Below are 13,137 nucleotides of genomic sequence, written 5' to 3'. Positions count from 1 at the left end.
AACGCCGAACGCTCAACCTCTTCCCCCCACGCTGCGCGCCAGCGCCACGTAATCCGCCACCGGCACCTCCTCGGCGCGGCGCTGGGTATCGAAGGCTCCGCCATAGGCGCGCGCCTCCAGCCAGCGCCCGAGGGTGTGGCGCAACAGCTTGCGCCGCTGGCTGAAGGCCACCTGCACCAGCTCGGACAGCAACGCCACGTCCACCGCCGCGGGCTGGTCGTAGGGCAGCATGCGCACCACGGCGCTGTCCACGCGCGGGGGCGGGTCAAAGCTCTCCGGCGGCACGAACAGCACATCTTCCATGGCGTAGCGCCACTGCAGCATCACCGACAGCCGGCCATAGGCGGCCGTGGCCGGCTGGGCCACCATGCGGTCTATGACCTCTTTCTGCAGCATGAAGTGCTGATCCTGAACCACGTGGACCTGTTCCAGCAGGTGAAACAGGATGGGGCTGGAGATGTTATAGGGCAGGTTGCCGACAACTCTTATTTTAGGAGCATTCAGCGCTTGCGCCACCTGCGCAAAATCCACTTTTAGCACATCAGATTCAATGACATCGAGCTGGCCGTGCTGGCGCAGGCGCGCGGCCAGGTCGCGGTCCAGCTCGATCACCGTGAGCCGGCCCAGGCGCTCGACCAGCGGCTGGGTCAGCGCCGCCAGGCCGGGGCCGATCTCCACCATGGGATCGCCGGGCCGCGGTGCAATGGCGCGCACGATGGCATCGATGATGCCGCCGTCGGTCAGAAAGTTTTGGCCGAAGCGCTTGCGGGCAATGTGCTTCATTGCGGTGCGTCGCGGTATTCGACGTAGGCGCGGCCGCGCGCCTCCTGGATCCAGGTGGTGAAGGCCTCGTCGAGCTTCTTCTCGCGCACCTGGTCACGCACCATGTCGCGCTGCTCGCGCTGTGTGAGCTTGGCCTCGCGGCGCTCCAGTAGCTCGATCAGGTGCACGCCAAAGCGCGACACCACGGGCTGGCTCACCTCGCCGGGGCGCAGGGCATTGAGCGCCTGCTCGAACTCCGGCACATAGCGGCCCGGCCCGGCCCAGCCCAGGTCGCCACCGCTCTTGGCGCTGCCGTCCTGCGAGTACTCGCGCGCCAGCGCGGCAAAGTCGGCCTGGCCACGCAGCACGCGCTGGCGCAGTTCTTCCAGGCGTTCGGCCGCCTGGCGCTCGGACAGGCCCGCGCCCACGCGCAGCAGGATGTGGCGCGCATGGTTCTGCACGGCCACCGTGGGCACGCCGCCATGGGTCTTGTCCACGACTTTCAGGATGTGGAAGCCCGCGGGCGAGCGCAGCGGCCCGACCACATCACCCACCGCCACCTGCCGCACGGCGTTGACGAACAGCTCGGGATAGCGATCGGCCGGGCGCAGGCCCAGCACGGCACCGTTCGGCCCGTCCGGGGCGTCGGAATATTCACGCGCCAGCGTGGCAAAGTCGCCGCCGGAGCGCAGCTTGTCCAGCGCCTGCTGGGCGCGCGCCTGGCGCTGGGCGACCTCGTCGGGGCTGGCGTTCTCGGCCACCTTGATGAGGATATGGCCCAGGTTCAGCTCTTCCTTGCCCGGCGCCGCGTCCTTTTTCTGCTCCTGCAGGTATTGATCGACCTCCAGGTCGCTCACGCGCACGCGCGCCTCCACCTCGCGTTCGCGCACGCGCAGGGCCAGCAGCTGGTTGCGCAGGTCGTCGCGAAAGCGCTGCGGACTCACGCCGTCCTGGGCCAGGCGGCGGTGCATTTCCTCGACGCTCATGTCGTTTTGCCGCGCCACGTTCTGCTCGGCCTGGTCCACGGCAAAGTCATCGACCTTGATGCCGCTGTCCTTGGCCAGCTGGATCTGGATTTTTTCCAGGATCAGACGCTCCAGCACCTCCCGGGCCAGCTGCTCGTGAGGCGGCACGGCCGCGCCCTGCCCGTTCAGCTGCTGCGCCACGCGCTCGGCACGCTGGCGCACCTCGTTGTTGGTGATGGGCTCGGAGTTGACCACGGCGACGATGTAGTCGGCCTGGCGCACCGCCGCACTGGCGGCGCCGCCCGCGGGAGGCAGCACGCCGGCCGCTGACGGCAGGCGCATGGCCCCACCGCCCGAAGGCCTGAGCCCCTGGGCCTGAACCGTCAGGGCCGTCAGGCAGGCCAGTGCCAGGGGCAGAACGCGGAGTGTCATGGCGTGAGAGAAATTCATGGTGCAAGGCGATCCGCGCTGAGCGCGCGTGCGGTTAATCGTACTGGCTGAAGCGGCTGGGCTGGTGCGTGCTGTCGCCCAGGGTCTGGTAGCCCGGCACATAGCGCTGCAAGGAGGCCAAGGGGTTGGAGCCCAGCGAGAGGCGCGAAAAGCCCCGGAACTCGATCTGGAACAGCAGCCGGGTGTTGGCGCTGATCAGGCTGCTTTGCAGGCGCTCAAGCACCACGCGGCCTATCCAGCAGCAGCTCTCGTATTCCACGCCGACGATGGTGTCCACCAGCTTGCGATCCTGCAGGCTGTAGTTGAGCCGGCCCACGCTGAACCAGCGCCCGCCGGCGCGACCCTTGTCGCCGCCCTCGCCGCCAAGGGCGTTGAGGGGCCATTGCCAGCCCACATCGACCTGCTCGCTGGGCAGGGCGATCAGGTTGGTCACCTTCTGCATGCGGTAGGCCGCGCTCAGGGTGCGAAAGCTGCCCGGCGAGTAGCGCAGCGCCACCGTGGTGCGCTGCGAGTTGCGCGTCTTGGGGTTGTACTGCACGGTGGAGTCGAAACCCCAGTGCGGCGTCCAGTTGATGCCCGCGCCCAGCAGCACGTCGGACACGCGCTCGCTGACTGGCAGCGCGCCGGGCATGGTGACGCGCTGGTCGGAAAAGCGCAGGCGCTGGGCGATGCCAAAGCGCGCCGCCTCGGCGCCGCTGTCGGGGTTCAGCAGGCGCGTGGTCACGCCCAGCGTGAACAGGTTGTTGTCGGCGATGCGGTCGTTGCCGCCAAAGGCGTTCTCGGTATAGACCGAGGCGAAGTTGAAGTCGTTGGGCGCCGTGTCATACACCGGCAGCAGGCTCTGGTCACGGTAGGGCGTGTAGGTGTAGAAGGCGCGCGGCTCCAGCGTCTGCAGGTAGTCGCCGCCAAAGAAGCGCGCATCGCGCTCGAACACCAGGCCGCTGTCCAGGCTGAAGGTGGGCAGGGTGCGGGTGGCGGTGGTCTGGCCGTTTGCCAGCGGATCATCGAACTGGTACTGCGTGGCATGCAGCTGCAGGCGCGGCGTGATGAAGCCGGCCGGCGCCAGAAAGGGCCGGCTGATCTGCGCCATGGCATAGCTGCGCTTGCCGTTGGGCTGGGCGTAATACCTGCGGTCGGCATGGAAGGCGGTGGCATCGGCCTCCACGCTGGCGTCAAAGCCGCCGGCCAGCTGCAGCGGCTGGTAGCGCCAATGCAGTTGCGGCAGGCGGTCATAGGGCGGGGTGATAGGCGAGGTCACGTCCTGCAGGGTCTGCCACTTGAGCGTGTTCAGGCTCAGCGCATGCTCGCCACGCGCCCAGTTCAGCGACGCCTGGCCCGGCAGCAGGCGCTGCACATACTGGGACTGGATGGCGCCGCCGCTGCCATGGCTGAACAGGCGCGGCGTGAAGTCGCGCCAGTAGTCGTCGTCGCTCACGCGGCGCACATCCACGCCCAGGGCCACGTCGCCCGCGGGGGTGTCCAGCGCGGCGCGGTGCTTGACGCCATAGGCCCAGCGGTCGCGCTTGCGCAGCTCGTCCCTGGGCATGATGTCGGCGGTCAGCTCGCCGCTGTAGCGCGGCTCCAGGTAGCGGAACTCGCTGCCCAGGGCCACGCCGCGCCGGCTCATCAGCACGGGGGTGATGGTGGCGTCGCGGTTCGGGGCGATGTTCCAGTAGTAGGGCTGGGCATATTCGACGCCGCTGACGCTGTTCAGGCCTATGGTCGGCGGCAGCAGGCCGGACTTGCGCCTGTCCGACAGCGGAAAGCTGATGCTGCCCACCGGCAGGATGGGCACGCCCTTGAACTCCAGCACGCTGCCCTCGGCATGGCCCACGTCCTCGGCCTGGTCGAGGTGGATGGTCTTGGCGCGGATGATCCAGTCGGGCTGCCAACTGGCCTCGTTGTCACGCTGGCAGGTGGTGTAGGTGCCGTTGTGCACCACCGAACGGTCATGGTCTATGAAGTCCACACGCGTGGCCTCGCCATGGGCCTGGGTGGCCAGAAAGCGGTAGCGCGCATCGCTGAAAAAGCCGTTGAAGGCGTCCACGCGCAGATCCAGCAGCGTGCCGTCGTACAGGTTGCCGGCGCGGTTGATGCGCACCTGGCCGCTGGCCTTGGCGCGATCCTCGGCCACGTCGTAGTCCATATGGTCGGCGTGGATCACTGTGTCGCCGCGGCGCAGCTCGGCATCGCCCTCGATGGTGGCGCGGATGTCGGGCTGGCCCGTGACGCGGTCGCCACGCACGAACACCGGCAGCTGCTGGCGCACCTGGGGCGGCAGGGTTTCCTGCAGCCGCGGACTGGTGCGCAGCGCGGGGGCCGGTTGGACAGGCGCGTCGGGCGTCTCATCGCCGTCGCCCACCTGGGCCAGCACGGCCAGCGGCGCGCCGCACAGCATCAAGGCCAGCAGCCGCGCCAGCGGACGGCGCAACGCGGCCGGCATGGGCGGGCGGGTGGACGGGACGTGGAGCAGGAAGGAACGATCCATGGATTGCAAGAGGCTGGCACATGGCACGCCGGGCGATGTGCCGCCCGGCCAGGGAAGACCGGGTTTGTAAAATCCGATTATCCATGAGCCATCCCCTCCCCCCCCTCCCCAGCGGCGCCAGCGCCGTGCAATGGAACGACCCCGCGCGCCAATCCGCCTTCCTGGCCTGGCTGGCCCCGATAGCCGCCGCGCAGAACCTGCTGCCCGCCAGCCTGCGCCCCGCATCCGCCGACGCCAGCTTTCGCCGTTATCTGCGCCTGGACGCGCAGGACGGCAGCAGTCGCATCGTCATGGACGCCCCGCCCGACAAGGAGGACTGCCGCCCCTTCGTCCATGTGCAGGAGCTGATGCAGGCCGCCGGCCTGCCCGTGCCGCAAATCCACGCCTGGGACGAAGCGCGTGGCTTCATGCTGCTGTCCGACCTGGGAGGGCAGACCGCCATCGAGCGTCTGGACGAGGCCCAGCCCGCCGCCGCCCACGCCTGGTACCTGCAGGCCGTCGATCTGCTGCTTGACTGGCAAAAGGCCAGCCGCCCCGGCGTGCTGCCGGCCTATGACGACGCGCTCTTGCGCCGCGAGCTGCAGCTGTTTCCGGACTGGTACATCGCGCGCCACCGCGCCATCACGCTCACCGACGCCCAGCAGGCGACGCTGGCCAAGGCCTTTGACACCATCGTCGCGCAGAACCTGGCCGCGCCCAGCGTCTATGTGCACCGCGACTTCATGATGCGCAACCTGATGGTGCGCGCCGATGGACGCTTGAGCGTGCTCGACTTCCAGGACGCCGTCTTTGGCCCCGTGACCTACGACATCGCCAGCCTGATGCGCGACGCCTTCATCAGCTGGGAAGAGGATTTCGTCATCGACATTACCGTGCGTTACTGGGAAAAGGCCCGCAAGGCCGGCCTCATCGGCGCCGCAAGCGCCAGCGGCTGGGGTGCGGACTTCGGCGAGTTCTACCGCGCCGTGGACTTCATGGCGCTGCAGCGCCACCTGAAGGTCGCCGGCATCTTCGCCCGCCTGACGCTGCGCGACGGCAAGCCCAAATACCTGGCGGACGCGCCGCGCTTCATCGCCTACATCCGCGCCACCTGCGCACGCTACCGCGAGCTGACGCCGCTGCTGCGCCTGGTCGATGAACTGGAGGGCACGCAGGCGGCCATGGGATACGCCTTTGGGCGGGTCTAACAACGGTGCGGTGCATTGGTTGTCTTCCCCCCTCGCGGGCTTGTGTATGCACACATCTTTTTGATAGCGCTTAACGCATATTTAGCGCAGGTTTTAGCTCCCTCGCCCCCTTGGGGGAGAGGGTTGGGGTGAGGGGGTGAGGGGGTGATGCGGCGCAGCGCCCCGTTTTTACACCCTCACCCCCGCCCTCTCCCGCACGCGGGAGAGGGAGAAACAGGCGCCAACGCAGCGGCCCTGGTTTTCATCATCAAAACAGCCTGCAACACTTATCTACCAAGCGCTAACAGCTACTATTTTTAAACTGAATGCCACGTTTTTACTGCCCCCTGCCCCTGGCCGCCGGCGCGCAAGTCACGCTGCCGCCCCAGGCCGCGCGCCATGTGCAAGTGCTGCGCCTGCAGCCGGGCGGCGTCATCACGCTGTTCAACGGTGAGGGCGGCGAGTGGACGGCCAGCGTCACGCGCATGGGCCGCAGCGATGTCGATGTAGAGATTGGCGCGCACACCGCCGTCGAGCGCGAGGCCGCGCGCGCCGTGCATCTGGTGGTCGGCATGCCGGCCAACGAGCGCATGGACTGGCTGGTGGAAAAGGCCACCGAACTCGGCGCCGCCAGCATCCAGCCCGTGACCACGGCACGCAGCGTAGTCAAGCTGGCCGGCGAGCGCGCCGCCAAGCGCCAGGCTCACTGGCAGGCGATAGCGGTGGCCGCCTGCGAGCAATGCGGGCGCAACCGCGTGCCCCCCGTGCATGCGCCGCTGGCGCTGGCCGACTGGCTGCGCGGCGGCCAATCTGAGGGCGTGCGCCTGCTGCTGTCGCTGCGCGCCGGCAGCCAGCCTCTGCGCCAGGCCGCCGGCGGCGCCAGTCAGGTCTGGGTGCTGCACGGCCCCGAGGGCGGGCTGACGGCGCAGGAGGAAGACGCGGCGCTGGCCGCAGGCTTTGTCCCCGCCAGCCTGGGCACGCGCGTGCTGCGCGCCGAGACGGCCTCCGTCGCCGCCCTGGCCGTGCTGGGGCTGGAGTGATGGCTGCGGTCCGCGCCGCCGCCGCTTCAGGCGGCAAGCAACCGGGGCGACGCGCCGGCCGGCAGCGCCTCGGGCATGCCGCCGTCGGCCAAGCGGAACTGCGAGATCGCGGCGAGCAGCTCCTGGGCCTGTTTCTTCAGCGCCGCGGCTGCGGCCGCGCTTTCCTCGACCGGCGCCGCGTTCTGCTGCGTCGCCTGATCCATCTGCGTGATCGCCTCGCCGACCTGGGCCACGCCGGTGCTTTGCTCGCCGCTGGCCGCGCTGATCTCGCCCATGATGTCGGTCACGCGCCGTATCGCCGCCACCACCTCGCCCATGGTCGCGCCGGCCTGATCGACCAGGCATGAGCCCTGCTGCACCCGCTCCACGCTGGCCGTGATCAGCTCCTTGATCTGCTTGGCCGCCTCGGCGCTGCGCTGCGCGAGGCTGCGCACTTCGCTGGCCACGACGGCAAAGCCGCGGCCCTGCTCGCCGGCGCGCGCTGCCTCCACGGCCGCGTTCAGCGCCAGGATGTTGGTCTGGAAGGCAATGCCGTCGATCACGCCGATGATGTCCGCGATCTGGCGGCTGCTGTCGTTGATGCCCTTCATGGTGTCCACGACCTGGGACACGACCTCGCCGCCCTGGGCCGCAACATTGGAGGCGTTCAGCGCCAGCTGGTTGGCCGCGCGCGCGTTGTCGGCGTTCTGGCGCACGGTGGCGCTGAGCTGCTCCATGGAGGCCGCGGTTTCTTCCAGCGCAGAGGCCTGGCTTTCGGTGCGCGCCGACAGGTCGGCATTGCCCTGGGCGATTTCGCCGGACGCATGGGTGATTTCGACGGCCGTGCCGTGCACCCGGGTCACCAGGCTGCGCAGGCTGGCACGCATGCGCACCAGCTCGGCCATCAGTCCGCGCGCCAGGCCGGCGTTTCCAGGCTGTTCAGCGCCTGGGCCGCCGCCGCGGGGTCGCTGCGCGCCAGATCACGCACCTGGCCTTGCACGCCCACCTGGGTCACGCGCAGCTGCTTGAGCGGCAGCAGCGCGGCTTCCACCGGCGTGCCGCGGACGACCGCCAGCGTGGCCTCGTAGGCCTCGTCGAAGGCCTGGTGCGAGGCCTTGAGGTTGTCGTAGGCCACTTGATTGGCCGGGTCGAGCACGATGTTGCGCAGCGCCTGGCCCGATTGCAGGCCCTGGGCGTAGAGCTCGGACAGGCCGGCCGCCACGGCCTGCTCGGTGCCCATGTAGCGGCTGAAATCGGATTGGGTGCGCGTCAGCCCCCACAGGCTGATGGCCAGGGCCAGCACGAACAGGCCGGCCGGCACAACGGCGCAAAGAATCAAACGGGAAGTGAATCGCATCGGGATGCCTCTCGCAGCCAACGGGTCATCGCTGGCCGTTAATAAATATAAATTGTTAACAATGTGACCAAAAGATGTGACCTGCGAGACTAGGATAAACACGTGGCCGCCGAGGACTCCGGTGCGTCTTGCTTCAGCGCCGCGGGCCTTGGAAAGGCCCGCAACGGCACAAGGCCGTGCCGCCCGGGAGATTCGGCGGGGTGCGCGCGCGGCCCGGCCATGGCGGCGCAGGCGCTCGCCACCATGCCGGGTTCACATTTTGCTATTAATAATATAGCTGTTTGCGCTTTACCAGTAAGTGTAAAACCCCAATTTCATTCAAACTTCCGCGTGCGCTTGCATGCAGCCGGGCATGGCGGCGATCACCTGCGCCACGGCCGCGGTGAGCCTCTTGGCATAGGGCACATGCAGGAACTCATTGGGGCCATGGGCGTTGCTCTTGGGGCCGAGCACGCCGCAGACCATCATCTGCGCCTTCGGGAAACCCTGGCTCAGCATGTTCATCAGCGGGATCGTGCCGCCCTGGCCGATGTAGCCGCAGGGGGCACCAAACTGCGCCTGGCTGGCGGCGTTCAGGGCCTGCTCAAACCAGGGGGTGATGGGCGGAGCGTTCCAGCCGCTGGCGGCACTGGCGCCCTCCCAGGTAACGCGCGCCTGGTAGGGGGCGTTGTCTTCCAGCAGGGTTTTCAGCTCCTGCACGGCGGTGGCGGCGTCCACCAGCGGCGGCAGGCGCAGGCTGAGCTTGAAGGCGGTGTAGGGGCGCAGCACGTTGCCGGCATCCTTCAGCGCCGGAAAGCCCTCGGCGCCGGTGACGCTCAAGGTGGGCTCCCAGGTGCGCTTGATCAACGCCTGCACCGGGTCGGTGGTGGTGGGCAGTGCAAATACCTGGCTGCCACCGCAGTCGTGGTGCGCCCAGGGGAAGCGCCGGTAGACCTCTTCGCCCAGGATGGCGGCCGTGGCGCGCGCCTGGGCCAGGCGGTCGGCCGGCACCTCGCAGTGAAAGCGCGCGGGCAGCAGGCGGCCGGTGGCCGAGTCCTCCAGGCGGTCCAGCACCTGGCGCATGATGCGAAACGACGAGGGCACCAGGCCGGATGCGTCGCCGGAATGGATGCCCTCGGTCAGGATCTCGACCTTGAGCGTGCCGCTGGCCATGCCGCGCAGGCTGGTGGTGAGCCACAGCTGGTCGTAGTTGCCGGCGCCCGAGTCCAGGCAGATCACCAGGGCCACCTTGCCCAGGCGGGTTCTCAAGGCGTCGATATAGGGCAGCAGGTCGGCGGAGCCGCTTTCCTCGCAGGTCTCGATCAGGCCGACGATGCGCGGGTGCGGCACGCCCTGGCGCTTCAGCTCTTGCACGGCGGCGATGCTGGCGTACACCGCATAGCCGTCGTCGGCGCCGCCACGGCCGTAGAGCCGGCCGTCCTCGTACTTCGGGCTCCACGGCCCCAGGTCTGAGCGCCAGCCTTCGAACTCGGGCTGCTTGTCCAGGTGGCCGTACATCAGCACGGTGTCGCTGCCGCTGTGCTGGTGCGCGGGGATGTCAAAGAACAGCACCGGCGTGCGCCCGGGCAGGCGCACGATCTCCAGCGACAGGCCGCTGACCTTCTGCGCCTCCACCCATTGCGCGGCGTTGCGCAGTACGGTCTCCAGATGGCCCTGCTGCTCCCAGTCGGGCGCAAAGCCCGGCGACTTGGCCGGGATGCGGATGTAGTCGGTGAGCTGCTTCAGGATGTCTTCATCCCAGGCACTGCTGACGCGCTCCAGGGCGAGGGCGGTGTCCAGGGCGGGGGTGGGCAGGCGGGCGGTCATGGCTGTCCTCTGGCAATGCACAAAGCAGGCAGGATACGCCAAGGCCAAGACCCCTTGGGGCCAGTCAGATCACGGGAGTTGCCAGCGGCTGCGCGGCCTCGGGCACAAAGCGGCCGGACACGACCCGGTTGCGCCCGGCGGCCTTGGCGGCATACAGCGCCTGGTCGGCGCAGCGCAGCAGTCGCTCCCAGTCCTCGGTGCCATGCAGCTGGCCGCCACACACGCCAATGCTCACCGTGGCGGTGATGGCGCAGCCCTCGCGCGCACAGGGGCACTGGGCCACGGCGCTGCGCAGGGTTTCGGCCAGCTCGGCGGCGGCCTGCTGCGCGGTGTTGGGCAGCAGCACCAGGAATTCCTCGCCACCGTAGCGCCCCACCATGTCCTGGGCGCGCAGCCTGGCGCTGAGCAGGCCCGCCACATGGCACAGGATCTGGTCGCCCACCTGGTGGCCATGGCCGTCGTTGACGGCCTTGAAATGGTCTATGTCCACCATCATCAGCGCATAGGGTTCATGCGAGCGTGCGGCAACAGCCACGTCACGGCGCGCCGCCAGCAGCAGGGCGCGGCGGTTGAACAGGCCGGTCAGGGCGTCGCGGGTGGCAAAGTAATGGTTGTTGGCGTCGGCCCTGTCCTTGGCCATCAGGATGAAGCCCAGCGACGCCAGGATGACCACGACAAAGGCCGCCATGAAGGTCAGCGACTGCACGCCATCGGTGCGCAGCAGGCCTTGGGTGGGGATGCTGTGCAGGGCGGCCAGCGCACCGCGCACCGCCAGCAGCACGGCCTGCAGGCCCAGCCCCGCGGTCAGCAAGACGGCGCCACGCATTTGCGCCGGCGGCTTGGGCCGCCACAGCGCCCACAGCACCAGGGCCACCTGCAGCGGCGGCACCACGCCGGCGACGATCACGCAGGCGCGGTAGTCGTCCTGGAACCAGGCAAACAGCAGCGCCATGGCCAGCACCGGCACCAGCATGCGGCGCCAGGGCAGCCCATGGCCCTGAAACTGGCGCACGGCCGCCAGCGCCAGCGCAAAGGTGCCGGCCAGCAGGGTATTGGCCAGCACCACACTGGCCCAGGCGGGCACCGCGCCGCGCAGCGTGAACAGCAGATAGGTAATGGTGTGCAGCACCAGCGCCAGTGCCCACAGGCCCATGCCTTCGCGCCGCTCGGGCCGAACGGCGGCCATGGACAGCGCCATGGTGGCGGAGGCTGCCGCCGTCATCAGCAGCATGGTGGGCACATCAAGGGGCAGCATGGGGCAGCAAGAAGATGTGAGACGGCCTTTTTACCCCAAGGCCAGGGTCTGCGCCACGGGGTTTGTCAGTCGTGCTCGAAGCGGAACACCGCCGTGCCCGCCAGTGCATTGGGCAGCCAGCGCACCTCGCGCCCGTCCTGCAGGCCGAAGGCGTCCAGGATGCGCAGCTTGTTCTTGTACGCCAGCACCTCGAAGTCCTTGTAGGTGCCGACGCGGATGTTGGGCGTGTCGTACCACTGGTAGGGCAGGCGCCGCGTGACCGGCATGCGTCCGCGCAGCACCGACAGGCGGTTCGGCCAGTGCGCAAAGTTGGGAAAGGCGACGATGCCGCTTTGGCCCACGCGCGCCGTCTCGCGCAACATGACCTCGGCATTGCGCAGATGCTGCAGGGTGTCGATCTGCAGCACCACGTCGAAGCTGTTGTCGCCAAACATGGCCAGGCCTTCGTCCAGGTTCAGCTGGATGACGTTGACGCCGCGGCGCACGCAGGCCAGCACATTGGCGTCGGCCAGCTCTATGCCGTAGCCGCTGCAGCCGCGTTCGCGCTGCAGCAGATCGAGCAGGGCGCCGTCGCCGCAGCCCAGATCCAGCACGCGCGCCCCCTGGGGTACCAGGCGTGCAATGGCTTGCATGGTGGCGTGGTCGCTCATGGTTGTTCTCCCTGCAGCTCCTTGGCAATACTATCGAAATAAGAGCGTACCACGCTCATATATCGGGCGTCATCCAGCAAAAATGCATCATGACCATGGGGGGCGTCGATCTCGGCGTAGCTCACGTCGCGGCGGTTCTCCAGCAGCGCCTGCACGATTTCTCGGCTGCGCTGGGGCGAAAAGCGCCAGTCGGTGCTGAAGCTCACCAGCAGAAATTTGGCACGCGCCACGGCCAGCGCCTGGGCCAGGTTGCCGCCATGCCGACGCGCGGGGTCGAAGTAGTCCAGCGCGCGCGTGATGAGCAGATAGGTGTTGGCATCGAAATACTCGCTGAACTTGTCGCCCTGGTAGCGCAGGTAGCTCTCGATCTGGAACTCTATGTCCTGGGTGCTGTACTTGAGGTCCATGCCCTCCCTGAGCTGACGGCCGAACTTCTCGTTCATCACATCGTCGCTCAGGTAGGTGATGTGGCCGATCATGCGCGCGATGCGCAGGCCGCGTTGCGGTATCACGCCATGGCGGTAGAAATGGCCGCCGTGAAAGTCCGGGTCGGTGACGATGGCGCGACGCGCCACCTCGTTGAAGGCGATGTTCTCGGCCGTCAGATTGGGCGCGCTGGCCACCACCACGGCGTGGCGCACGCGCTCCGGGTATTGCAGCGTCCACGACAGCGCCTGCATGCCGCCCAGGCTGCCGCCCATCACCGCGGCCAGTTGCGCAACGCCCAGGCGATCGAGCAGCAGCGCCTGGGCGTTGACCCAGTCCTCCACCGTCACCACGGGGAAGTCGGCGCCATAGACCTCGCCGGTATCCGGATGCTTGTGCATCGGCCCGGTGGAGCCAAAGCAGGAGCCCAGGTTGTTGATGCCGATGACGAAGAAACGGTTGGTATCTAGCGGCTTGCCAGGGCCGATCATGTTGTCCCACCAGCCCTCGCTCTTGGGCTGGCCCTCGTACATGCCGGCCACATGGTGCGAGGCGTTGAGCGCGTGGCACACGAGCACGGCGTTGTCACGCGCGGCGTTGAGCTCGCCGTAGGTCTCGTAGGCCAGGGTGTAGTCGCGTATCGAGGCGCCCGACTGCAAGCGCAGGGCCTCGGCAAAGTGCATGGATTGCGGTGTGGCGATGAACGACATGAAAAAACCCGGCTGTCGCTAAAAACGAGGCCGGGTCATGCATCCATCGGTCATGTCTTTAGCTGAATTTATAAAGCGCCCGC

General features: G+C 68.1%; 11 protein-coding genes. 2 read left to right on the top strand and 9 right to left on the bottom strand.

All coding sequences use genetic code 11. The features are described from left to right. Positions 1–12 precede the first annotated feature (12 nt). From rsmA to P4826_RS13255, 3 genes are read right to left on the bottom strand one after another with little or no spacing between them, the layout of a single operon-like run. Entirely contained in the window at positions 13–783 is a 771-nt protein-coding gene (rsmA, locus tag P4826_RS13265; protein WP_317700844.1) for a 16S rRNA (adenine(1518)-N(6)/adenine(1519)-N(6))-dimethyltransferase RsmA, read from the bottom strand. After that, complete coding sequence (locus P4826_RS13260) at positions 780–2,177, bottom strand: peptidylprolyl isomerase (protein WP_425605171.1); 1,398 nt, start codon at positions 2,175–2,177, stop codon at positions 780–782. Before P4826_RS13260 ends, rsmA begins: the two co-directional genes overlap by 4 nt. A gap of 34 nt (positions 2,178–2,211) precedes the next feature. Beyond that, entirely contained in the window at positions 2,212–4,665 is a 2,454-nt protein-coding gene (locus tag P4826_RS13255; protein WP_317700842.1) for an LPS-assembly protein LptD, read from the bottom strand. An 83-nt stretch (positions 4,666–4,748) separates the two neighbouring features. Between P4826_RS13255 and P4826_RS13250 the strand changes: the two genes are divergently transcribed. Both P4826_RS13250 and P4826_RS13245 read left to right on the top strand, forming a co-directional pair. Beyond that, entirely contained in the window at positions 4,749–5,852 is a 1,104-nt protein-coding gene (locus P4826_RS13250; RefSeq protein WP_317700841.1) for an aminoglycoside phosphotransferase family protein, read from the top strand. Positions 5,853–6,157: 305 nt separating this feature from the next. After that, positions 6,158–6,871, top strand: coding sequence for a 16S rRNA (uracil(1498)-N(3))-methyltransferase (locus tag P4826_RS13245; protein ID WP_317700840.1), 714 nt, complete (start codon positions 6,158–6,160; stop codon positions 6,869–6,871). Between the two features lie 26 nt (positions 6,872–6,897). On the opposite strand, the gene P4826_RS13240 is transcribed toward P4826_RS13245, so the two are convergent. The 6 genes from P4826_RS13240 to metX form a co-directional block, all read right to left on the bottom strand. Next, the gene (locus P4826_RS13240; protein WP_425605170.1) at positions 6,898–7,755 is read right to left on the bottom strand and encodes a methyl-accepting chemotaxis protein; all 858 of its coding nucleotides are present in this window, start codon (positions 7,753–7,755) and stop codon (positions 6,898–6,900) included. After that, a complete protein-coding gene (locus P4826_RS13235; protein ID WP_317700839.1) occupies positions 7,755–8,207 on the bottom strand; it encodes a hypothetical protein in 453 nt (150 codons plus the stop codon). Before P4826_RS13235 ends, P4826_RS13240 begins: the two co-directional genes overlap by 1 nt. A 318-nt stretch (positions 8,208–8,525) precedes the next feature. Further along, positions 8,526–10,013: a M20 family metallopeptidase gene (locus P4826_RS13230; protein WP_317700838.1), complete on the bottom strand. Its 1,488-nt coding sequence runs from the start codon at positions 10,011–10,013 to the stop codon at positions 8,526–8,528. A 64-nt stretch (positions 10,014–10,077) separates the two neighbouring features. After that, complete coding sequence (locus P4826_RS13225; protein ID WP_317700837.1) at positions 10,078–11,268, bottom strand: GGDEF domain-containing protein; 1,191 nt, start codon at positions 11,266–11,268, stop codon at positions 10,078–10,080. Positions 11,269–11,333: 65 nt separating this feature from the next. Beyond that, positions 11,334–11,918, bottom strand: a complete 585-nt coding sequence (gene metW, locus P4826_RS13220; RefSeq protein ID WP_317700836.1) for a methionine biosynthesis protein MetW — start codon at positions 11,916–11,918, stop codon at positions 11,334–11,336. Beyond that, positions 11,915–13,054, bottom strand: a complete 1,140-nt coding sequence (metX, locus tag P4826_RS13215) for a homoserine O-succinyltransferase MetX (protein WP_317700835.1) — start codon at positions 13,052–13,054, stop codon at positions 11,915–11,917. Before metX ends, metW begins: the two co-directional genes overlap by 4 nt. Positions 13,055–13,137: the final 83 nt, after the last annotated feature.

Origin of the sequence: Diaphorobacter limosus (assembly GCF_033100095.1) — a bacterium.
Taxonomy (GTDB): Bacteria; Pseudomonadota; Gammaproteobacteria; order Burkholderiales; family Burkholderiaceae_C; genus Alicycliphilus; species Alicycliphilus limosus.
This window is presented reverse-complemented; position numbering and strand designations above follow the sequence as displayed.

Coding starts and splice junctions, on each gene's coding strand:
- P4826_RS13240 (WP_425605170.1), bottom strand. CDS start 7,755: ATGGCCGAGCTGGTGCGCATGCGTGCCAGCCTGCGCAGCCTGGTGACC.
- P4826_RS13235 (WP_317700839.1), bottom strand. CDS start 8,207: ATGCGATTCACTTCCCGTTTGATTCTTTGCGCCGTTGTGCCGGCCGGC.
- P4826_RS13250 (WP_317700841.1), top strand. CDS start 4,749: ATGAGCCATCCCCTCCCCCCCCTCCCCAGCGGCGCCAGCGCCGTGCAA.
- P4826_RS13255 (WP_317700842.1), bottom strand. CDS start 4,665: ATGGATCGTTCCTTCCTGCTCCACGTCCCGTCCACCCGCCCGCCCATG.
- P4826_RS13260 (WP_425605171.1), bottom strand. CDS start 2,177: ATGAATTTCTCTCACGCCATGACACTCCGCGTTCTGCCCCTGGCACTG.
- metW (WP_317700836.1), bottom strand. CDS start 11,918: ATGAGCGACCACGCCACCATGCAAGCCATTGCACGCCTGGTACCCCAG.
- P4826_RS13225 (WP_317700837.1), bottom strand. CDS start 11,268: ATGCTGCCCCTTGATGTGCCCACCATGCTGCTGATGACGGCGGCAGCC.
- P4826_RS13230 (WP_317700838.1), bottom strand. CDS start 10,013: ATGACCGCCCGCCTGCCCACCCCCGCCCTGGACACCGCCCTCGCCCTG.
- rsmA (WP_317700844.1), bottom strand. CDS start 783: ATGAAGCACATTGCCCGCAAGCGCTTCGGCCAAAACTTTCTGACCGAC.
- P4826_RS13245 (WP_317700840.1), top strand. CDS start 6,158: ATGCCACGTTTTTACTGCCCCCTGCCCCTGGCCGCCGGCGCGCAAGTC.
- metX (WP_317700835.1), bottom strand. CDS start 13,054: ATGTCGTTCATCGCCACACCGCAATCCATGCACTTTGCCGAGGCCCTG.